Source organism: Stenotrophomonas rhizophila (assembly GCF_001704155.1).
Classification (GTDB): Bacteria; Pseudomonadota; Gammaproteobacteria; order Xanthomonadales; family Xanthomonadaceae; genus Stenotrophomonas; species Stenotrophomonas rhizophila_A.
The window spans coordinates 2,763,406-2,784,838 of sequence record NZ_CP016294.1; the positions used below are offsets into that span (position 1 = coordinate 2,763,406).

14 protein-coding genes are annotated in these 21,433 nt (G+C 67.0%); 4 read left to right on the plus strand and 10 right to left on the minus strand.

Annotated elements, in window-relative coordinates:
• Positions 1-167: 167 nt before the first annotated feature.
• A complete protein-coding gene (gene rne, locus BAY15_RS12365; RefSeq protein ID WP_068853075.1) occupies positions 168-3,635 on the plus strand; it encodes a ribonuclease E in 3,468 nt (1,155 codons plus the stop codon).
• A gap of 102 nt (positions 3,636-3,737) precedes the next feature.
• On the opposite strand, the gene BAY15_RS12370 is transcribed toward rne, so the two are convergent.
• The 10 genes from BAY15_RS12370 to BAY15_RS12415 all read right to left on the minus strand — a co-directional run bounded on the left by BAY15_RS12370 (position 3,738) and on the right by BAY15_RS12415 (position 17,451).
• Entirely contained in the window at positions 3,738-4,553 is an 816-nt protein-coding gene (locus BAY15_RS12370) for an endonuclease/exonuclease/phosphatase family protein (RefSeq protein ID WP_068854704.1), read from the minus strand.
• Positions 4,554-4,576: 23 nt separating this feature from the next.
• Positions 4,577-7,711: a discoidin domain-containing protein gene (locus BAY15_RS12375; protein ID WP_068854703.1), complete on the minus strand. Its 3,135-nt coding sequence runs from the start codon at positions 7,709-7,711 to the stop codon at positions 4,577-4,579.
• 47 nt (positions 7,712-7,758) lie between these two features.
• Entirely contained in the window at positions 7,759-8,595 is an 837-nt protein-coding gene (locus BAY15_RS12380; protein WP_068853078.1) for a carbohydrate ABC transporter permease, read from the minus strand.
• Positions 8,592-9,473: a carbohydrate ABC transporter permease gene (locus BAY15_RS12385; RefSeq protein ID WP_068853081.1), complete on the minus strand. Its 882-nt coding sequence runs from the start codon at positions 9,471-9,473 to the stop codon at positions 8,592-8,594. The genes BAY15_RS12380 and BAY15_RS12385 overlap by 4 nt, the downstream gene beginning before the upstream one ends.
• On the minus strand, positions 9,470-10,750 hold the full coding sequence (locus BAY15_RS12390; RefSeq protein ID WP_428999302.1) for a sugar ABC transporter substrate-binding protein: 1,281 nt from the start codon (positions 10,748-10,750) through the stop codon (positions 9,470-9,472). The genes BAY15_RS12385 and BAY15_RS12390 overlap by 4 nt, the downstream gene beginning before the upstream one ends.
• Positions 10,751-10,792: 42 nt before the next feature.
• Positions 10,793-12,406, minus strand: a complete 1,614-nt coding sequence (locus BAY15_RS12395; protein ID WP_068853087.1) for a glucoamylase family protein — start codon at positions 12,404-12,406, stop codon at positions 10,793-10,795.
• A 153-nt stretch (positions 12,407-12,559) separates the two neighbouring features.
• Positions 12,560-15,619 carry a TonB-dependent receptor gene (locus BAY15_RS12400; RefSeq protein ID WP_068853090.1) on the minus strand — a complete coding sequence of 1,020 codons (3,060 nt, stop codon included), beginning with the start codon at positions 15,617-15,619 and terminating at the stop codon, positions 12,560-12,562.
• Positions 15,620-15,699: 80 nt separating this feature from the next.
• Positions 15,700-16,737, minus strand: coding sequence for a LacI family DNA-binding transcriptional regulator (locus tag BAY15_RS12405; RefSeq protein WP_068853093.1), 1,038 nt, complete (start codon positions 16,735-16,737; stop codon positions 15,700-15,702).
• A 148-nt stretch (positions 16,738-16,885) separates the two neighbouring features.
• Positions 16,886-17,155, minus strand: coding sequence for a BolA family protein (locus tag BAY15_RS12410; protein ID WP_068853096.1), 270 nt, complete (start codon positions 17,153-17,155; stop codon positions 16,886-16,888).
• Positions 17,152-17,451: a YciI family protein gene (locus BAY15_RS12415; RefSeq protein ID WP_068854705.1), complete on the minus strand. Its 300-nt coding sequence runs from the start codon at positions 17,449-17,451 to the stop codon at positions 17,152-17,154. The genes BAY15_RS12410 and BAY15_RS12415 overlap by 4 nt, the downstream gene beginning before the upstream one ends.
• Before the next feature lie 302 nt (positions 17,452-17,753).
• On the opposite strand from BAY15_RS12415, the gene BAY15_RS12420 reads away from it, so the two are divergent.
• Genes BAY15_RS12420 through BAY15_RS12430 form a run of 3 tightly spaced genes read left to right on the plus strand, consistent with a single transcriptional unit; the run spans position 17,754 to position 21,408 of the window.
• Positions 17,754-18,659 carry a segregation and condensation protein A gene (locus BAY15_RS12420; RefSeq protein WP_068853099.1) on the plus strand — a complete coding sequence of 302 codons (906 nt, stop codon included), beginning with the start codon at positions 17,754-17,756 and terminating at the stop codon, positions 18,657-18,659.
• Between the two features lie 15 nt (positions 18,660-18,674).
• Positions 18,675-19,643, plus strand: a complete 969-nt coding sequence (gene scpB / locus BAY15_RS12425; RefSeq protein WP_068853102.1) for an SMC-Scp complex subunit ScpB — start codon at positions 18,675-18,677, stop codon at positions 19,641-19,643.
• Positions 19,636-21,408: a pseudouridine synthase gene (locus tag BAY15_RS12430; protein WP_068853105.1), complete on the plus strand. Its 1,773-nt coding sequence runs from the start codon at positions 19,636-19,638 to the stop codon at positions 21,406-21,408. The genes scpB and BAY15_RS12430 overlap by 8 nt, the downstream gene beginning before the upstream one ends.
• Positions 21,409-21,433 lie beyond the last annotated feature (25 nt).

The following is a 21,433-nucleotide window of genomic DNA, read 5'->3' on the forward strand; positions in this document are numbered from 1 at the left end:
GCAACACCCAAACCAAAACAAAATGAAGCGCTCCCGCGGCCTGCCGTGGTGTTGTAGCGCTGGAAACCCAAGCCGCCCTCCCCGCGCATGCGCGATGGGCGTGCAAGCGTGACCAGAAGCGAAACCCCATGGCGTTCCGCGCGGTAGCAGCGCGCGAGGAACGCAATATGAAGCGAATGCTGATCAACGCCACGCAGGCTGAAGAGCTGCGGGTAGCCATCGTGGATGGCCAGACGCTGTACGACATCGACATCGAACAGCCGTCCAAGGAACAGAAGAAGTCGAACATCTACAAGGGCCGCATCACGCGCCTTGAGCCGTCGCTGGAAGCGGCCTTCGTGGAATACGGTGGCGAACGCCACGGCTTCCTGCCGCTGAAGGAAATCTCCCGCGATTACTTCCAGGCCGGGGTCGACCACAACAAGGCCGGCATCCGCGAACTGCTGCGTGAAGGCCAGGAAGTGGTGGTCCAGGTCGACAAGGAAGAGCGTGGCAACAAGGGCGCCGCCCTGACCACGTTCATCTCCCTGGCCGGCCGCTACATGGTGCTGATGCCGAACTCGCCCACCGCCGGTGGCGTGTCGCGTCGCATCGAGGGCGAAGACCGCGCCGCGCTGAAGGAAGCGCTGGACAAGCTGAACATCCCCGACGACATGGGCGTGATCATCCGCACCGCCGGCGTCGGCCGCGATGCCGAAGAGCTGCAGTGGGACCTGGACTACCTGCTGCAGGTCTGGAAGTCGATCGCCGAAGCGGCGCTGACCAAGCCGGCCCCGTTCCTGATCTACCAGGAATCGCGCCTGATCGTGCGCGCCCTGCGCGACTACCTGCGCGCCGACGTGGGCGAGATCCTGGTCGACACCCAGGAGCTGTACGACACCGCCCGCGAATTCATGCAGCAGGTGATGCCGCAGACCCTGCGCAAGCTCAAGCACTACACCGACGACATTCCGCTGTTCAACCGCTTCCAGATCGAATCGCAGATCGAAGGCGCCTATGAACGCAACGTGCGCCTGCCCTCGGGCGGCTCGATCGTGGTCGACCAGACCGAAGCGCTGACCGCCATCGACGTGAACTCCTCGCGCGCCACCAAGGGCAGTGACATCGAGGACACCGCGTTCCAGACCAACCTGGAAGCGGCCGAGGAAGTGGCCCGCCAGCTGCGCCTGCGCGATCTGGGCGGCCTGGTGGTGATCGACTTCATCGACATGTCCTCCAACAAGCACCAGCGTGAGGTCGAGAACCGCCTGCAGAACGCGCTCAAGTACGACCGTGCGCGCGTGCAGCTGGGCCGCATTTCGCGCTTCGGCCTGATGGAAATGAGCCGCCAGCGCCTGCGCCCGAGCCTGGGCGAATCCAGCCAGATCGTCTGCCCGCGTTGCGACGGCCATGGCCGCATGCGCTCGGTGGAATCGCTGTCGCTGTCGATCATCCGCGTCGCCGAAGAGCATGCGATGAAGGAAAACACCGGGCAGGTGCTGGTCCAGGCCCCGGTGGAGATCGCCAACTACCTGCTCAACGAAAAGCGCAGCGCCCTGCGCGAGATCGAACAGCGCCATGACGCGCCGATCGTGATCGTGGCCGACGAGCAGCTGCACACGCCGCATTACGAAGTGACCCGCCTGCGTGAAAACGAGCTGGGCGAAGAAAGCGGCAAGCCGAGCTACCAGCGTGGCACCCCGCGCAAGCTGCCGGTGCATGCCCTGACCAAGGCGCAGCTGAACATCCCGGTTGCCCCGGCGGTCACCAACGTCAAGCACAGCTCCCCGGCGCCGGTCCGCGAGGTTGCCGAGCCGGTGGCTGCTGCCCCGGCCCCGGTCGCCCCGGCCCCGGTCGCTGCACCGGCCGCCACCGGCGTGGTCGGCTGGCTCAAGCGCATCTTTGGTGGCGAACCGGCGCCGGCCGCCGCCCCGCAGACCAACGCGCGCCCGGCCCAGGACGGCAACCGCAACGGCCGTAACAAGGACCGCAACGGCAAGGACCGCAACGGCCGCCGCGATGAGCGTGGCGAACGTGGCCAGGGTCAGGGCCAGCAGGGCCAGGCCCGTGGCAAGGACCGTCGCGACGACCGTGGCGAACGCGCCGGCAAGGGCGAGCGCCGCGATGACCGCCGCCAGGACGTGGCCGCACAGGCGTCCGCACCGGCCGCCGGCCAGGCCCAGCAGGGCAAGCCGCGCAACGAGCAGCAGCAGCCCAAGGCTCCGCGCAATGAGCAGCAGCAGCCGAAGCTGAACCAGAACCAGAAGCAGAAGCCGCCGCGCCAGCAGAACGAGGGCGACAAGCCCGCGCGTCAGCCGCAGGCCGATGCCGCCAAGCCGGTGCAGACCGGCGTGACCGCTGCCGATGCCGCGCTGGTTGCAGCCGCGGTAACCGTGGCCGATGCCGCCACCCCGGCGACCACGGCGCCGACCGCGGCCCCGGTGTCGAACAACGCATTGGCCGATGAGAACCAGGTGACCGCCGTTGCGGTGGATGGCGAAGCCAACGAGCACGGCGAAGCGCCGGGCACCGGCGATGATGCCAGTGGCGAGGGCGCCTCGCGCCGTCGTCGTGGCCGTCGCGGTGGCCGCCGCCGTCGTCGTGGCAATGGCGAGCAGGCTGCAGGCAGCGATGGCCTGAACGATGACGGCGGTCTGGATGACGACGCCGACGGTGACGAGCAGGACGGCGACCAGGACGGTGACACCACCGCCCCGACTGCCCGCCCCGCCGCCCGCAGCACCGGATCGAACCCGGAGTTCGACTTCGATGACGACGGCGCCGCCCCCGCTGCTCCGGCCGCACCGGTCCAGGCCCCGCGCCCGGCCCCGGTGGCTGCCGTGGCCGCCGCCGCGCCGCTGGCCGTGGTCAGCAGCCCGGTGGTGACCGCCGGTCACAGCGAGGCCGCCCCGGCCCCGAAGGCCGAGCCGGTGGCAGAGCGCACCCCGTCCTACACCGACCGCGTGCCGTTCGTGGAATCGCCGATGCCGGCCTCCGCACCGGTCGCCAAGGCGCCGGAGGCTGAGAAGCCGGTGGTGGCGGAAGCACCGAAGGCGGTTGAAGCCCCGGTCGCCCCGGTCGCCCCGGTCGTGACCGAAGCGCCGAAGGCTGTTGAAGCCCCGGCTGTGACCGAAGCGCCGAAAGCGGTAGAAGCGCCGGTCGCAGCTGAAGCGCCGAAGGCTGTCGAAGCTCCGGTCGTGACCGAAGCGCCGAAGGCAGTTGAAGCCCCGGTCGTGACCGAAGCGCCTAAGGCGATTGAAACGCCCGTCGTGACGCCGGACCCGGTGACCCCGGCCCCGACCGCACCCGTCGCCGTCGAGACCCCGAAGGCCGCCGAAGCCAGCACCAGCGCGCCGGTTGTAGAGCACAAGGGCCCGACCGAAGTCGGTCGTCCGGTGCAGACCAGCATGCTGGACGCAGTGGACGCCGTTCCGGCCGCGCCGGCTGCCCCGGCACCGGTGGCACGCGCGGAATCGGCCGCCGTTGCACCGGCGGTGCAGAACGGCCAGCTGTTCGGCAGCGCCGCCAGCGACGCCGCACCGACCGACGCCGCCGCCCAGGCCGCGCACGCCGAAGCCCGCGAAGACATCCCGACCGATGTCGCCAAGGCCGACGATGCCGACAAGCAGGACCCGGAAAAGACCGACAAGGCCTGATCCGGTTCCAGCGGCGATGTAAAAAAAAGACAGCGGCCTTCGGGCCGCTGTCTCTTTTTGGATCCGGATCACGTAGCGCCACGCCCTGCGTGGCTGCCTGCATCAGGGTGCGAACTGCAGGCGGGTCCACACCCCGTAATGGTCCGACGCCCAGCGCCCTTCGGCGTAGGGCTGGTCGAACAGCAGCCGCGCTTCGCGGGCCAGCAGCTTGTCCTGCTGGAAAAAGATGTGGTCGATGCGCGAGGGCGCATCGTAGTAATGCCGGTTCAACGTACTGATCTGCGCCAGTTCGTTGTTCACGTGCACGCTGCCATAGCTGTCGCCATAGCGCTGGCGCAGCGCACTCAGATCACTCGCATCCACCAGCGCATTGAAATCCCCCGCGATCACCACCGGCGCATCGCCCGATGTCGTCGCGATGAACGTCAACAGGTCGGCCACCTGCTCGGCACGGATGCGACTGCCGCGCTCATCCGAACGTTCGTTGAGATGGGTGGCATAGATATTCACTGGCTGCCCCTCCACATCGATACGCAGGTGCGCCACGGTGCGGTAGTCGGTCAGCGGGGCCAACAACCGTTCACCGCGCGCCAGCACCGGGCGCCGGGTCAGCAGCGCATTGCCGTAGCGCTTCAATCGCCCCGGCGGATCGGTGGACACGAACTGATAGTCATAGCCGAGCCTGCGCGCCAGCCAGGCGGCCTGGTTGCGCACATGCGGCTTCTGGATCACCTCCTGCAGCGCGATCGCATCGGGCTGCAGCGCCTGCAGCTCGCGCAGGATCACCTTGCGCCGCTGCGGCCAGTCTTCCCGGTCGTGGTGCAGGTTGAAGGTCACCAGGCTCATGCCCTGCTCCACCGGCTCGGCCGCCCGCGCCGGCAATGCCGCCAGCGCAACGGCCAGCAGCACGCCAAGCATGCCGGGGCGCGCGACCACCGCGGTCACGGTGCCTTGCGTTCGGCGCGCCGCACCGAGGCCGGTATCTGCACTTCCACCTTGGCCGGTACCTGGGTGATGCGCAGCTCGCCGTTGAGCCACTGCGCCGGCTCGCCGTTGATGGTGGTATCCCCCGGTTCGCCACTGAACGGCCACGGCAGGATCACCCCGCCCTGCGGCACCAGCAGCCCGGACGCGATCTGCAGCGTGAGCTGCCGGTCGCTGCGGGCCAGTGTGTAGCTCAGCTGTCCATTCGGCGTGCGCAGCCCCTTCACCCCGACCCCGGCGCCGTCCAGCCAGCGGCTGGGCACGCCGGCGGCCAGCACCAGGCTGTCGTCCACGTCGCGGTTGTAGGCGAACATGTCCAGCGCCGAGCGCACGAAGTCCGACGCCACCCACGCATGCGGCAGGTCGCCGACGAAGAACGGCTTGCGCGGCGTGTGCGAGACCACTTCGGCCCACTGGTTCCAGGCCTGCGGCGCACGGTCCTTGAAGAAGAACTCGGTGGCCTGCCAGGCGCGGTCGCGCCAGCCCAGGCGCACGAACGCGGCCACGTTGCGCCACTCGTACGGGGTGTAGTCCTTCCATTCGCGCTTGCCGTCGCGGCGTTCCTCGAACTGCTTCCAGTAGCGCTCGAAGGTGTTGTCCAGGTACGGCTGCGGCAGGCGGCCCTGTTCGCCGCCCGGGGCCAGCGCGATGGTGGTGGAGGTCGCGTCGAAATCGCCGAGCTCGGCCGAACCGGGCAGGAAATCGATCTTGTGCAGGGCCGTGGCCGCCAGCAGCGAGGCCTGCAGGTCGTCACGGAACTGGTCGCGCGACTCGGCGATCTGCATCGCCTCCATCTTGCCCAGGGTGGAGGCGATGATCGCCGCATCCTTGTAACCGCGCAGCGCCCAGAAGTTGTCCCAGTACGAATGCATGGGCTTGGCCGAATAGCCTTCGTGGCTGATCGACACCGGCATCATCCCGAAGAAGGCCGGGTTGCGCGCGCGGTTTTCCTCGGTGCGTTCGCTCAGGCGCAGCTGTTCCATGTACTGGTAGGCGCCCTGCACGTGCGGCCACATCAGTTCCAGGAAGGTGCTGTCGCCGGTGTAGCGCCAGTACTCGGCGATGTTGAAGATCAGTTCGCCGTGGCTGTCGTTTTCCGGCACCGGGTCGGCGCCGCGCGGGTCGACGCAGCACGGCACCTTGCCGTTGTCGAACTGGTACGGCGCGTACCAGTTCACGTACTCCCGCACCGCATCGCTGCGGCCCATGCGCAGCAGGCCTTCGGAAATCATCGCGCCATCGCGGATCCAGCTGCGCGAGTACGAGCGCGTGCCCGGCTGCAGGCTTGGCCCGATCCGGGAGATGAGCATGTGCGCCAGTGCGGTGCGCAGCGTATCGGCCAGCGGCTTGCCCGCCGCTGGCACCTGCAGCGCCACCTGGTCCAGCTTGGTGCGCCACATCGAGGCCACCTGCTGCTGGGCCTTGTTGGCGTCGAAGTCCTTCGGGGTGGTCCACGCGCCGGTCTGCGGCAGCACGATGGCCACCTCCCTGCTCTGCCCCGGCTCCAGCCGCCAGCGGTACAGCAGCGCGCCCGAGGCCAGCCCGGTGGCATCGCGCACTTCGGTGGCGGTGGGCAGATTGCCAGTGGCCAGGTGGGTAACCTCCAGCTTGCCGTCGAACGGGCTGGCGAAGGCCGCGTCCGGCGCCTGCACCGGGTACACGCGCGGCTTGCCGTTGACCTCGACCTGGCCCGGCTCGAACTCCAGCGTGTCGATCCGGCTCACGCCGCCCACGGTATTGAGGAACTGCCGCGGCGGATTCACCTGCCACGGCCGCACGGCCAGGGCCAGGGTGTAGTCGTGCGCCACCTTGTCCGGGTTGTGCAGCGTGTAGCGGCCTACCAGCTGCGCCTTGTCCGTACTGCCCTGCACGAAGCCGGTCACCTTCAAGGCGGCCTTGGGGTGGGCCCAGTCGACGCTGGCAATGGGCAGGTAATCGTCCTGCAGCGACTGCTTTGCCTCGACATCGGCCCAGCTCAGCACCTTCTTGTCGACCACCACGAACGGCTCCACGCTGAAGCTGGCCTTGGCCACTTCCAGTGCACCGTCTTCGCCGATCAGCGCCTGTTCGCGGCCGCCGTCCAGCCCGAGCAGGGTCCAATACGGTTGTTCACCGCTGAAGCCGCGCGGCACGAAGCCACGGGTCAGGTCGGCGCCGACCGATTCAACGAATTCGTTCGGAGTAGCAGCGAAATCCAGTGGCTTGATCGCGATATCGCGGATGCCGTACCGCCAACTGCTGCCGTGCTGCAGGTCGAAGCGCAGGTAGCGCGCCTCGGTATCGGGCAGTGCCAGCCAGTCGCGCTCGCCGCCACCGCCGGCGGTGATCTCGCGCAGGGTGCGCCAGTCCCGGCCATCGGCGGAGGCACGCACCACGTAGCGGGTAGCTTCCAGGCCGGGCACCCACTGGATCACCGCACCGCCAAACTCGCGCACGTTGTGCAGGTCCAGGCTGATGGTCTGGTCGGGCACGCCACCGCTGATCCACACCGTGTCCGGCTTGCCATCGGCAATACGGCTCTGCAGCGCGGTGGCGGTATCGGCGATCACCGACGGCGCCAGCGCCGAGGTATCGGCCGGCGGCAGCGCCTGCAGGGTGAGCCGGTCGAAGCAGACCGTGCCGCGCCCGCCGACCTTGCTGTAAATGGTGAACTCTACTGCCGCGCTTTTACGCAGGGTCTTGTCCGGGTCCGGGCCCCAGGCCTTCTCGATCTGGCGCTGGCGGTACTGCACCGGCGTCCAGGTCTTGGGGAAGGCGTAGCCGGGGCGGTTGACCCACCACACGTTGTCGCCGCTGGCATCGATCAGCTTGAACTGCAGGTCATTGCCGGGCGAATCGCCGCGGAGCTGGAAGCCGACCTGGTAGTTGTCCGGCCAGGTGATGGGCAGCTCGCGGCGGATCGCCACGTAGCCGGAGACTTCGTGGAAGTCGTAGTCCACGCACAGCGCGCGGCCGCCGTTGGCGCCGGCCACGCTGCGCAGCGAGCCGCTGACCTGGTCGGACACCACCAGCTTCCAGGGCGACATGTCGTCGAAGCTGTCCAGGACCTTGGGCGCCGCCGGCACTGCCGGGGGCGCGGCAGGTGCCGCCATCGACCACACCAGACCCAGACCCAGAACCCCCGCGACGACGGCACGCTTCACCCTTTCACACTCCCCAGCAGCAGACCTTGGATGTAGTAGCGCTGCAGCACCAGGAACAGTGCCAGCACCGGAACCACCGTGACCACCGCGCCGGCCATCATCATTTCAACGTCCATGATGTGTTCGCGCGACAACGTGGCCAGGGCAACCGGCAAAGTGTAGTGCTCCTGGTCGGTCAACACGATCAGCGGCCACATGAAATCGTTCCAGGCGCCCATGAAGGTGAAGATCGACAGGGTCACCAGCACCGGCTTGAGCATCGGCAGCACGATCTGGAAGAAGATGCGCAGCTCCCCTGCCCCGTCGATCCGCGCCGCTTCCAGCAGCTCATCGGGAATCGACCGCGCGTACTGGCGCACCAGGAAGATGCCGAACACGCTGGCCAGCGCCGGCACGATCACCCCGCCGAAGCTGTTGACCAGGCCCAGCTGTTTCATCAGCAGGAACAGCGGCAGCATGGCCACCTGCGCCGGGATCACCAGCGCGGCCAGCAGCACCTGGAAGATCCGCTCGCGGCCGACGAAGCGCAGCTTGGCGAACGCATACCCGGCCATGGTGTTGAGCAGCAGCGAGCCCAGCGTGATCGCCAGCGAGACGAACAGGCTGTTGACGAAGTTGTTGGCCATGCCGGTGCGGGCGAACAGCTCGTGGTAGTTGTTGGTGGTCACCGACGAGGGCAGCAGCGGCGGCGGGAAATGCGCCGCTTCGCCGGTCGGCATGAACGACACCGACAGCATCCACAGCAGCGGCGCCAGGCTGACCGCGGCCAGCACCAGCAACCCGCCGTTCACCCACCACGCATGCCAGCGCGACTGGCCAATCTCACGACTCATACCAACTGCCTCTTGCGGCCGAAACGCAGCATCAGGCTGGTTACCGCCAGGATGATCAGGAACAGCAGGAACGCCACGGCCGACGCACGGCCCAGGTTCCACCACTTGAAGCCTTCCTCGAACATGAAGTACAGCACGCTCACGGTGCTCTGCAGCGGGTCGCCGCGGGTCATCACGTAGGGTTCGGCGAACAGCTGGAAGTAGCCGGACACGGTGATCACGCCCACCACCAGCAGCACCGGGCCGAGCATCGGCAGGGTGATGTGCAGGAACTGCTTCCAGCGCGAGGCGCCATCGATCCGCGCGGCCTCGTACAGGTCATGCGGGATCGCCTGCAGGCCGGCCAGGAAGATCACCATGTTGTAGCCGAAGTTCTTCCACACCGCGAACAGCATGATGGTGGGCATGGCCCAGTTCGGGTCGCCCAGCCAGTCGATCGGGCTGATCCCCAGATGGCCAAGGCCGTAGTTCACCAGCCCGTAGCTGGTATGGAACAGGTAGCGCCAGATCACCGCCACCGCCACCAGCGTGGTTACCACCGGGGCGAACAGCGCGGTGCGGAACAGCGCCTTGAAGCGCGCGGCCGGGGCGTTGAGCAGCATCGCCGCGCCGAGCGACACGCCGATGGACATCGGCACGCCGACCACCACGAAATACGTGGTGTTCCATAGCGACTTCCAGAACATCGGGGTCTGCAGCAGGTCGATGTAGTTGCCCAGGCCCACGAAGCGCAGGTTGCCGCCATCGGCGAGCGCGTACAGGTCGAAGTCGGTGATGCTCAGCGCCAGCGCCGAGAACACCGGCAGGCCGAAGAACACCCCGATCACCAGCAGCGAGGGGCCGGCGAAGATCCAGCCGGCAAGCGAGCGCTGCTTCATGGCAGCACCTCCGGCGCGGCGTCCTGTTCGGCCTGGGTACGCTGCTCATGCATCCAGCGGCGCTTGGCCAGTACCTTGTCCACGCGGTCATCCAATCGATTCACGGCTACATCCTGATCCAGCCCACCGCGTACCACCTGTTCGGTGACGATGCGCATTTCCTGCACGATACGTTCCCACTCCAGCACCTTCGGGGTCGGCCGCACCCGTTCGAGCTGGTCGCGGAACGGCTGCGCCAGCGGGTCGTTGGCCAGCGAGGGGTGTTCCCAGGTGCTGCGCCGTGGCGGCAGGTCACCGATGATGGAATGGAAGCGCTGCTGGATGTCCGGGCGCGACAGGAACTCGATCAGCTTCCACGACGCTTCCTTCTGCTGCGAGCCGCGGAAGATCACCAGGCTGGTGCCGCCGGCGATGCCGGCGCCGGGGCCGTCCGGGCCCGGCAGTGCGGCGGTGCCCCACTTGCCTTCCAGTTCCTTGGGCTGCAGCTTCTTGAACTCGCGGATGTTCCAGGGGCCGGACAGGTAGAACACGTTGAAGCCCTTGAAGAACTCATCCCACACGTTGGAGATCTGGGTTTCGGACATGCGCGGGGCCCAGCCCCGGGCGAACATGTTCTCGTAGAACGCCAGCGTGCGGCGGAAGCCGGGGCTGCGGAAGTTGCCGCGGGTGTCGTGGTCGCGCAGCAGCGGGTCGGGCTGCTGCAGGGCGAAGGACAGCTGCTGCTCGAACTCGTTGATCGGCATCAGCACCGCGTAGCGGTCCGGACCCTGCATCTTCTTGATCGCCGCCATCATGGTGTTCCACTCGTCCCAGGTGCGCGGCGGGTGGTCGAAGCCGGCCTTGGCCAGCAGGTCCTTGCGGTAGTACAGCAGGCGCGTATCGACGTACCACGGCACCCCGACCAGCTCGCCGCTGATGACGTTGGTATCCCAGATGCCCTGGAAGTAATCGGCCGGGTCGACCACCTTGGATTGCGCCACGAACGGCGCCAACGGGGTCAGCGTGTTGAGTTCGGCGAACTCGGGAATCCAGGTGTTGCCCAGCTGGCACACATCCGGCAGGCCGTCGGCGGCGAAGGCGGTGAGCAGCTTTTCATGCGCGGCCGTCCACGGGATGTTCTGCACATCGACGTGGATGCCGGGATTGTCGGCTTCGAATTCGCGGATCAGTTCGCTGACCACTTCCGCTTCGCGGCCCATGGCCCAGAAACGCACGGTCACCCCTTCCGGTTCCTTCCGGCAGGCACTCAACAACAGGCTGCCGGCAACCAGCAGCAGAACACTCACCCACAGCTTGGGGCGCGACGACAATGGCACTGCTTACTTCCCCTGGGGCTGGTTGCGGTTCGAATTGGAATTGTTCTTCTGTTCCTGCGCGGCGGCCGCGCGGGATTCGGCGATGCCCATCGAGCGGGCCGACGCGGCCTTCTCGTCTTTCTCCAGCGCCATCGGCTGGTCTTCGCCCTCCGGGGTGAGCCAGCCGCCGGTGAAACCGGCGCGCTCCAGGCCGCGACGGATGTGCGGGTTGTTCTTCATCGTGTCCCACACGAAATCGTTGCGGTAGTTGGCGATCATGGTCAGGATCGGGCCCTGGTCGATGCCGATGTAATCACTGGCCACCCAGCCACGGTCCGGCACGATGCGCCCGGTCTTGAGCGGAATGTCGAAATTGAAGCTGGGGTTGAACGAATCCAGGAAGCCGTAGCTGGAATACAGGTAATCGCCGTAGCGCTTGTGCATTTCCAGCGTGGCCGGGATCACTTCCTCCGGCGCGAACACCACCGAGGCGATCGCCGCCGTCGGGGCGATGGTGCCGTCGTCGAAGTTCTCGCGCAGGCCGGCGCCGCGCGAGGAATAGTGGCGGAACTGGCGCTGCTCGCCGCGGAATTCCTGCGTGGTGTTCTGCGGGCCGTCGCTGGCGGTCAAACCCCACACGTTTTCGCCGTATTCCTTCCACTGCGCCGGGTTGGCGATGGCGTACTCGCGCTGGGCCAGCGCGGCCGAGCGGCTGTTGAGGAAGTAGGTGCTGCCGCGCTCGCGCATGTACGCGTCCTGGATGTCGCGGAAGTCGATCCAGACGTGGGTGTACTGGTGGCCGAACAGCGGGCCGAAGGACAGGTATTCCTGGCCCTGGAACACGCCCCAGTCGTTGTCGTAGGTGCGCGTCCACACCGTCCACGCATCCGGGCTCACCGGGTGGGTGGGCGAACCCAGCGCGAGGATGTAGACCATCATCGCCTCGTTGTAGCCCATCCAGTCGTGGTCGATGAAGCCGCTTTCGGGGAACCAGCCCATCGAGATCAGCGGGGCGCGCTGCTGCAGCCACGGCCAGTCCACGCGCTTGTACAGCGTATCGGCGATGGCGCGGATTTCCTTTTCGCGCGAATCGTCGCCGGTGTAGTACGACTGGGCGAACAGCACGCCCATCATCAGCAATGCGGTGTCCACGCTCGACAGTTCCACCCAGCTGTCATAGCGGTGGCCCTGCTGCATGTCCAGGAAGTGGTAGTAGAAACCCTTGTAGCCGCCCTTGCCGGTGCGCTGCGGGCCCATCGGCATGTCGCGGAAGAACTTCAGCGTGGTCAGCGTGCGGTCCACCGCCTGGGTACGGCTGACCCAGCCGTTTTCCACGCCGATCGGGTACGCGGTCAGCGCGTAGCCCACCGAAGCGATGCTGGCGAACGGGCGCGAAGGATAGCGGTCCGGGCTGAGCCCGTTGATTTCATTGGTGGTGTCCCAGAAGAACTGGAACGTGCGGCGTTCGATATCGTCGAACAGCGGGGGCAGTTCTGGTTTCATCGGGCGCGGGGGAACGTCGGCCTCTACGAGGATGACCGGCGGCTTGGGTTTGGCTGGCGTTTCCTGCGCCTGCGGCTTGCAGCCGACCACGGCTGCCGCCAGTACTGCCAGTGCCAATACGCGGGGTACCTTCATCGTGCCAACCCTCCGGAATCTGGAAATCCAGGCCAGCATAGCGGGCCTTGGAGTGAAATCGTTTACAGCTTACAACCTTTAAAAACCGGTTCCCCCGAACCGCGAGGACACGCATCGCGTGTCCCTGCGGCCGGGGGACCGGCCTTATTTACCTCAGAAGCGGAAGCCCACTTCTGCCTTCACCTGGCGCGGCGTACCGACGATATCGCCGGTCTCGTTGTAGCTGGCCAGCAGCTTGCCGTTGGACTTGGTGTAGTTGTAGTTGGAGAAGTTGTCGAAGTTGAACACGTTGATGATGTCGATACGCGCGTACAGCTCGGTGTCGCCCGGCATCTTGAACGTCTTGGTGGCCTGCAGGTCGACCGAACGGTAGCCCCAGATCTTGCCACCGACCAGGAAGCGACCGTTGCCGTCCGGCACCGCAGCGCCCGGCGTCGGCAGATCGAAGCCGCTGGACTGTGCCACCGGGTACCAGTCGTTCACCGCGGTCGGGGTCGCCAGGGTGATCTTGCCACCGAAGGTGATGTCCCAGAAGCCGGCATACGAACCGGTCAGCACGATGCGATGGCGCGGTGCACCGTTGGAACGGATGGTCGGGTAATCGGTGATCAGGCCGCGGTCAAAGGCGTAATGCTCGTTGATGTCGCGGTTGTGGCGCGCGGTGGTCCAGGTGTAGGCGATCGAGGTGCCCCAGCCGCTTTCCTTGGTGAACGGCTTCTGTGCCGACAGCAGCACCTGGGTGGCACGGGTCTTGATGCCCTGCTGGCCGATGATCAGGCTGCCGAAGCCCGGGATGTTGCAGCTCCACGCCTGGCTCAGGCCAGGCGAGGTGCCACCGCACAGGCGCGGGTCATCGAAGAACTGGCCGGTCGGGTAACGGTTGCCCAGGGTGAAGGCGAAGCCGTCATAGGTCAGCGTGCGCGCGACGGTGGCGTCGGTCAGCCAATCGCCGATCTGGTTGGACATGCCCAGGCTGAACTGGTCGGCGTACGGTGCCTTCAGGTTGTTGTTGAGCAGGTCCACTTCCAGGCCGGCATTGCTGGTCGAACCGACCAGGGCCTGCAGGTTCTGGATGCCGTTGAGCAGGTTCGGATCCCAGTCGTAGCACGCGGCCTGGCCGTTGAGGCAGGCGCCGGTGGCCGGGTTGCGGAAGTAGATGGTCGGCTGCGGCAGCGCCAGCTTGGTGGTTTCCAGCTGCAGGTAGTCGAACAGGTCGCGATCGTAGGAACGGCCGGCACCACCGTGGATCACGTGCTGCTCGTCGGCATTGAGGTCATACGAGAAGCCCAGGCGCGGCTGCCAGGCATTCTTGAACGCCTTGCGGTTGCGGCCGTTGCTGATGTAGTCGTTGATGTTCAGCCCGCTCGCGGCGAGCGAGTCGGCATAGGTCTGGCCGGCCGGACCGCGCGGATCCTGGCTGTAGATGGCTGCCACCACTTCCGGCGGGGTCACGAAGTCCAGGTAGCTCGGGTTCTTCTCATAATCCCAGCGCAGGCCCAGGTTCAGCTGCAGGTGATCGTTGACCTGCCAGTCGTCCTGGATGAACAGACCGATCTGCTTCACCTTGGAACGCACTTCACCGGTCACGCCGGTGACTCCGGTAACCGGCTTCACGAACTGCGCCTTGTACGGGATGTCCGACGGGAAGTCTGCATCACCCAAGGTATAGGTGAACTGCGGGTTGATCTCCTGCGCATCCGATGCGTACAGGTCGATTTCCTTGTACTTGGCGCCCATCTTGATGGTGTGGTCGCCCGCCCATTCGATGCCGTCCAGGGTCAGGTTGTCTTCGATCGACCAGCCCTTCTGGCCCTTCACCTGCGAATCCAGCGCCGAGGCGCCGCCGATCTGCACCAGGGTGCGGTCGTCGGTGCCATCCGGTGCGGTGTACACGTAACCGTTGCCGATGGTCAGCGGCACCGGGTTGTTGAACGAATCTTCGTGGGTGAGCATCAGTTCGTTGTAGAACCGCTCACCGCTGTGGTTCCAGCGCAGCGCGTAGCGACGGTCGGTGTTCTCGGTTTCCTTGCCGTGCGACGGCGCGGTCTGCCCACTGAACTGCTGCTGGGTTTCGTCGCGGTCCTGGAAGGTCAGCTCGATGCGATCGTTGTCGGTCGGCTCCACGTCGATCTTGGCGAAGATCAGGTCCTGCTGGAACGGCTGGCTGGCCGGGCCCAGCTGGGCGGCGGCATCGGCCGGCAGCAGGCCGACGCGGTTGGTCACCGAGCCTTCCGGGGCGATGGTCACCGGCAGGTCGAAGCGCTTGGCTTCGTAGGTCACGAAGAAGTGGGCCTTGTCCTGCACGATCGGGCCGCCGAGGGCGAAGCCGTATTCCTTCTCGGCCGAGACTTCCTTGGTCTTGCCTTCCTGGCGCTCGGCCGGGGTCTTGGCGCGCATGTCTTCGTCGGTGTAGCGGTAGAACGCCTCACCCTTGAATTCATTGGTACCGGACTTGGTCGCGGCGGTCACTGCCGCGCTGGAGACCTGGCCGTACTCGGCCTTGTAGTTGCCGCTGATGACCTTGTATTCGCCGATCGCCAGCTGCGGGAACGGGTTGCCGGCGCTGCCGGACTGGCCGGCCACGCCGCCGCCCTTGACGTAGCTCTTCTGGCCCACGCCGTCGATGTAGACGTTGGTGCCGTCGGCATTGGTAGCACCGCCGCGCAGCGAGGTGTTGCCCTTCGCATCACGGGTGAAGATCATGCCCGGCACCGCGTCGGCGAATTCCAGGAAGTTGCGCGACACCTGCGGGGTGGTCTGGATCTGCTGCAGGCTGACCGTCTTGCCCACTTCGGACGTACGCACTTCCTGCAGCAGGGTCGGGGCGACCACGTTGACGGTGTCGAGGTTGGTCGCGTTGGCGGTGCTGCCATTGGCCGGAGCGCCGCTGAAGTTCAGCGTCGCGGTCGAGGCCACGGTCACGGTGACCTTCTGGGTCTGGCCGTTGGCCACCACGTCATAGGTGCCCGGGTCCAGGCCCATCAGCGAATAGGTGCCATCGGCACGGGTGGTGGCGCGGCGCACGCTGCCGCTGGCCACGTTGGTGGCGGTGACTTCGGTACCGGCCTCGGCCTGGGCGACCTGGCCACGCAGCGAAGAGGTGGCCGACTGGGCCATCAGGGAAGGTGCGGCGCCCAGCAACAGGCAGCTGACCAGTGCGCTCGACAGCAGGCGGCGGGCCGGCATGCGGGTGCGGTGATTGGAATACGTCATGTAAATCTCCGGGTGGTGGAAGCCGTCGTTGCGGCCGCCTGTCTTTTTTTTTGGATTGCGACACGACCGAAGGTCGTGACCTACGACGTGGAACCGTTACTGCTTGAATCACGCACGATCAGGCGCGGTACAAGTGTCTGCTTGTCACCGGCCGTTTCCGTGTTGTTGCCATCCATCAACTGCAACAGACGCGTCGCCGCCTTATCGCCAAGCTCGGCGATACTCACCTGCATCGTCGTCAACGAAGGGTGAACGAAACGCGCCAGCGGGATGTCATCGAAGCCTGCCAACGCCACGTCGGCCGGCACGCGCACGCCGGCCTGCGCGAACGCGTACAGGCAACCGAGCGCCATCATGTCGTTGGCCGCGAATACCGCATCGGGCAATGCACCGGCGGCCAGCAGCTCCTGCCCGGCGCGGTGGCCGGAGGCTTCATCGAAGTCGCCGGGCAGCTCGATGCCCTCGGCGGCACCGCCGAACGCGGCAAGCGCATCGCGGAAGCCGCGCAGGCGTTCGCGCGCATCGAAGTTCAGCGCGGGGCCGCCGATGAACGCGATACGGCGGTGGCCGGCCTCGAGCAGGTGCGCGGTCATCGCCATCGCACCGGCATGGTCATCGATGCTCAGCACCGGGTGATCCTGCTCGGGCAGGTAAGTGTTGATCAGCACCGTGGGCAGCGCCTGGGGCAGGTTGTCGGTCAGGAAGCCGGGGCTCTCCGCATACGGGGAGAGCACCAGCAGCCCGTCAACCCGGCCGCGCATGGCCCGCAGGGCCGCGCCCTGCTGCTCCTGGTCGCCGTGGTAGCTGGACACCAGCAGGTGCTGGCGGCGCGCGCGGGCCACGTTGTCGATGCCGCGCATCAGCTCGGAGAAGAATTCGCCATACAGGTCCGGCAGCACCACGCCAATGGTGTTGGTGCGCCGGCTGCTCAGGCTGCGGGCCGCCGCGTGCGGGGTATAGCGCAGGCGCGCCGCCACCTCCAGCACCAGCTTGCGCACCGGTTCGGCGACGTTTTCATGGCCATTGAGCGCACGCGATACCGTCGCCACAGAGACGCGGGCTTCGCGGGCTACATCTTTGATTGTGATAGCTGCCTTGTTCACTTCGCCGCCCTCCACGGCTTAGAGATCTGGGCTTGGCGCGGAATGTAAGCGTTTTCAATCCCGGATGTAAACACTACGTTAGGCAAATGTCGCACGGCGGTAACCTCGGGGTGTCTTGGAGAGGTCGCCCCGGGACTCACCGGGACAAGGCAGGACAAGGGTTTCAGCCCTTTTTTGACGGCGCTTCGGCACGAATGGACAACGCGTGGATATCGGTCTCCATCAGGGTGCCCAAGGCGTTGTAGACCGCGCGATGGCGCGCAAGCGGCAGCTTGCCTTCGAAGGCCGCGCTGACCACGTGGACATTGAAGTGCCCGCGCCCATCGCGCGCGCCCTCATGCCCGGCGTGGCGGTGGCTGTCGTCCTCCACCTCAAGCAGCTCCGGATCGAAGGCGGCCTGCAGCGCCGCCCGGATCATCTCCACCCGGCTCATGGCAGCACCTTGCGGAACGGGCGGACCTCGGTGCGCACATACACCCCGGCCTCCACATAGGGATCGGCCGCCGCCCAGTCCTGGGCTTCGGTGAGCGAATCGAACGCGGCGATCACCACGCTGCCGCTGAAGCCGGCCGGGCCCGGGTCTTCACTGTCGATGGCCGGGCACGGGCCGGCCAGCAGCAGCCGCCCCTCGTCGCACAGGGCCTGCAGACGGGCAAGATGGGCCGGCCGGGCCGACAGGCGGGCGGCCAGCACATCGGTGCCGTCATAGCCTTCAATCACATACCACACGGGCAACTCCTGGGGTTCAGCTAAACAAACGCCGCGATTCTAGCCCGCCTCGCTGGACACTGCCGTTGTGAAGCCGTACTCTTGACCACATTGCACGTGGCTGGACGCAGCAACCCTGTGGCTACAGGGCCCCACTGCCCCACACCAGCACACGTAGACGACCTCCCGTAGTTCTGTCGCTGCATTTGAGCAGCGCGTCCTGCTGCTGTTTGAAATGTCATGGCTAGCGATCCTGCCGCCCGGGTGTTCCGGTTGCGCCAGGCGCAGCAAACTGGTCCGTTGCAATACCGACGTCAATCTTGATGACCTCTGAACTCGCGCTCGACGCGAACCCGCAAATCCGGCCGACCGCCCCTCAGCAGCAGGAAATGCCGCTGGCCGTGGTGCATGGGCAACCGGTCCTGCAGATTCCGCAGGACCTGTACATCCCGCCGGATGCGCTGGAAGTCATCCTGGATGCCTTCGAAGGTCCGTTGGACCTGCTGCTGTACCTGATCCGCCGGCAGAACCTGGATATCCTGGATATTCCGGTGGCCGAGATCACCCGCCAGTACGTCGAATACATCAACGTCATGCAGGAGCTGCGCTTCGAACTGGCGGCCGAATACCTGGTGATGGCGGCGATCCTGGCCGAAGTGAAGTCGCGGATGCTGCTGCCGCGGCCGCCCAGCGTGGAAGGCGAGGAAGCCGACCCGCGTGCGGAACTGGTGCGCCGGCTGCAGGAGTACGAACGTTTCAAGCAGGCTGCCGAGGACATCGACGCCCTGCCCCGCCAGGACCGCGACACCAGCCTGGCCCATGCCTTCGTGCCCGACCGCGCGGCGATCAAGCTGCCGCCGCCGGTGGACCTGAAGGAAATGCTGATGGCGCTGCACGACGTGCTCAAGCGCGCCGAGCTGTTCACCGGCCACGCGATCAAGCGCGAGGCCCTGAGTGTCCGCCAGCGCATGGGCGATGTGCTGGGCCGTCTGGAAGACGGCAGGTTCTACCGGTTTGAAACGCTGTTCACCGCCGAAGAAGGCAAGCTGGGGGTGCTGGTCACCTTCCTGGCCCTGCTGGAACTGGCCAAGGAACAGCTGCTGGACATCGTCCAGGAAGCTCCGCTGGCGCCGATCTACGTCAAATCCCTGGCCGCCGGCAACACCAACGAACCGCTGCAGTTCAACAGCGAGTTCGACGACAACGACGCCGCCAACGACCCTGACTGAGCACCCGACCCACGCATGGATCAACCGCTGATCAACCGTATTGTCGAAGGGGCGCTGCTGGCTTCCAGCCAGCCGCTGACCCTGGCCCAGCTGCAGGGCCTGTTCCCGGAAGAAGAGCCGGCGCCGCCGGGCAGCATCGAACGCGCGCTGGAACTGCTGCGCGAAGGCTGCGCCGACCGCGGCGTGGAGCTGGTCGAGGTCGCCTCCGGCTTCCGCTTCCAGGTCACCAACGAAGTCCACGGGTTCATTACCCGGCTGTGGACCGAGCGCAAGACCCGCTACACCCGTGCCACCCTGGAAACGCTGGCGCTGATTGCCTACCGCCAGCCGATCACCCGCGGCGAGATCGAACAGGTCCGTGGCGTGGCGGTCAGCAGCAACATCATCCAGGCCCTGGAAGAACGCGAATGGATCCGCGTGATCGGCCACCGCGACGTGCCCGGCAAGCCCGCGCTGTTCGGCACCACCAAGGGTTTCCTGGATTACTTCGGGCTCAAGCGCCTGGACGAGCTGCCGCCGCTGTCCGAGCTGCGCGACCTGGGCGAACTGGAACCGCAGCTGCCGCTGGACAACGACGGCCAACTGGCCGGCCGGATCGCCGCAGGCGTGGCGGACCCGGACGCCGAACCGCAACCGGAAACCATCCGGGAACCGGAACCGGAATCCGAACCGGAACCCGAACAGGACCCGGCCACTGCCCGTTCCGCCGCCCGCGCCGCCCTGATGGCCGCCCGACTGGCGGAACAGGACGCCGAGTCAGACAATAGCGATACCCCATCCCATGCATCGCCGTCGCTCCCCGACGACGACGCGGATACAACCGCCAGCGATGGCGAGCCCGATACCGTGCCGGGACCCCGCGCGGCGCACCAGAACGAAACCGAAAACAACGCCGTCGCGAAGACGACCGTGGCTGTTGACGAAGCCGATCCCGAACCAGAGGCCGACGAAACCGTCGCCGGCCGGAGCCAAGTAAATGAGTGACACCCCCCGCAAGCTGTCGTTGAACAAGCTTTCGCTCAAGCGCGAAAACGAAACCGAACAGCCCAAGCTCGAAGAGCGCCTGCACAAGGTGCTGGCCCAGGCCGGCCTCGGCTCGCGCCGCGCGCTGGAACAGCGCATCGCCGATGGTCTGGTCAAGGTCAACGGCGAAGTCGCCCAGACCGGCCAGTCGATCAAGAGCGGCGACAAGGTTGAACTGGACGGCCGTGGCTTTGTCGCCACCGCGCTGACCGAAACCTCGCGCGTGCTGGCCTACAACAAGCCCGAAGGCGAAGTGACCACCCGCGAAGATCCCGAAGGCCGCCCGACGGTGTTCGAAGCGCTGCCGGCCCTCAAGGGCGCGCGCTGGATCGCGATCGGCCGCCTGGACATCAACACCACCGGCCTGCTGCTGGCCACCACCGATGGCGAACTCGCCAACGCGATGATGCACCCCTCCTACGAGGTCGAGCGCGAATACGTCGTGCGCGTGCGTGCCCCGGAAGGCGAAGAGAAGGTGCCCGACAGCATCGTCGACCGCCTCTCCCGTGGCGTGGCGCTGGAAGACGGCCCGGCCAAGTTCGACGAGATCGAACGCATCGGCGGCACCGATTCGCACGACTGGTTCCGCGTGGTCGTCAAGGAAGGCCGCAACCGCGAAGTGCGCCGCCTGTGGGAATCGCAGGGCTGCCAGGTGAGCCGCCTCAAGCGCACCCGCTACGGCAAGGTCTCGCTGCCGCGCGAACTGCTGCGTGGCCAGTCGGTCGAACTGCCGGCCAAGCAGGTTGAAGCGCTGCGCGCCGAACTGAAGCTGGAAGAAGGCGCGCCCTCGGCGCTGACCCTGCAGCCGGTGATCGGCCAGCGCCGCGCCGCCAAGACCACCGTGCGCGTGTCGCGCGAAGGTGGCCGTGGCAATGCCTACGTCAACGGCCACAACCAGGCCGACGAAGGCCGCGAACTGCGTCGTTTCGACAACGTGCGCGAAGACCGCGGCCGTGGTCGCGGCGGCAAGGGCGGCGGCTTCAAGGGTGGCCTGACGGTCACCGGCGAAGCGGCGGCCAAGCAGTCGCAGCGCCCGTTCAAGCAGCGCCCGGACAAGGGCAACCGCGCCCTGCCCGAAGGCAACCCGGCCGCGTTCCGCAGCTGGTACGTGCCCGATGGCGTGAGCACCGGCCCGAGCAACCACCGTAACGCCGGTCCGGGCGCAGCCCGTGGCCCGGGCGCACGTGGTCCGGGTGCCGGCGCAGGCGCCGGTGGCCAGGGCCGTCCGTACGGCAAGCCGAAGGGTCCGGGCGGCGCAGGCGGCCAGGGCCGTGGCGCCTACGGTGAGCGCAGCAGCGGCGGCTTTGGTGGCGAAGGTCGCGGTGAAAACCGTGGCGGCTACGGCGGCCAGGGCCGTCCGGCCGGTGCCGGTGCCGGCGCGGGCAACCGCAGCGGCCAGGGCGCACAGCGCCACCCGTACGGTCACCCGGGCAATGCCCCGAGCTTCCCGTCCGATCATGCCAATCCGGGCGCCAGCCCGTACGGCACGCCCCGCCCGGCCGGCCGTCCCGGCGGCAACCGCGGCCCCGGTGGCCCGGGTGGCAACCGTGGCCCGGGCGGTCCCGGCGCACGTGGTCCCGGCGGCCCGGGTGGCAACCGTGGCCCGGGTGGCCCCGGTGCACGCGGCCCGGGTGGTCCCGGCGGTCGTCCCGGCGGCGCACGCCCGGGTGGCAGCCGCGGTCCCGGTGGCGGTGGCCACCGTGGCGGCGGCCCGCGCGGCGGCTGATGCATGAAAAAACCCGGTCATTGAC

Bases quoted from the DNA above. Each gene is read 5' to 3' on its own strand.
- rne (WP_068853075.1), top strand. From the start codon at position 168: ATGAAGCGAATGCTGATCAACGCCACGCAGGCTGAAGAGCTGCGGGTA.
- BAY15_RS12370 (WP_068854704.1), bottom strand. From the start codon at position 4,553: ATGCTTGGCGTGCTGCTGGCCGTTGCGCTGGCGGCATTGCCGGCGCGG.
- BAY15_RS12375 (WP_068854703.1), bottom strand. From the start codon at position 7,711: ATGGCGGCACCTGCCGCGCCCCCGGCAGTGCCGGCGGCGCCCAAGGTC.
- BAY15_RS12380 (WP_068853078.1), bottom strand. From the start codon at position 8,595: ATGAGTCGTGAGATTGGCCAGTCGCGCTGGCATGCGTGGTGGGTGAAC.
- BAY15_RS12385 (WP_068853081.1), bottom strand. From the start codon at position 9,473: ATGAAGCAGCGCTCGCTTGCCGGCTGGATCTTCGCCGGCCCCTCGCTG.
- BAY15_RS12395 (WP_068853087.1), bottom strand. From the start codon at position 12,406: ATGAAGGTACCCCGCGTATTGGCACTGGCAGTACTGGCGGCAGCCGTG.
- BAY15_RS12400 (WP_068853090.1), bottom strand. From the start codon at position 15,619: ATGACGTATTCCAATCACCGCACCCGCATGCCGGCCCGCCGCCTGCTG.
- BAY15_RS12410 (WP_068853096.1), bottom strand. From the start codon at position 17,155: ATGAGCCGGGTGGAGATGATCCGGGCGGCGCTGCAGGCCGCCTTCGAT.
- BAY15_RS12420 (WP_068853099.1), top strand. From the start codon at position 17,754: ATGACCTCTGAACTCGCGCTCGACGCGAACCCGCAAATCCGGCCGACC.
- scpB (WP_068853102.1), top strand. From the start codon at position 18,675: ATGGATCAACCGCTGATCAACCGTATTGTCGAAGGGGCGCTGCTGGCT.
- BAY15_RS12430 (WP_068853105.1), top strand. From the start codon at position 19,636: ATGAGTGACACCCCCCGCAAGCTGTCGTTGAACAAGCTTTCGCTCAAG.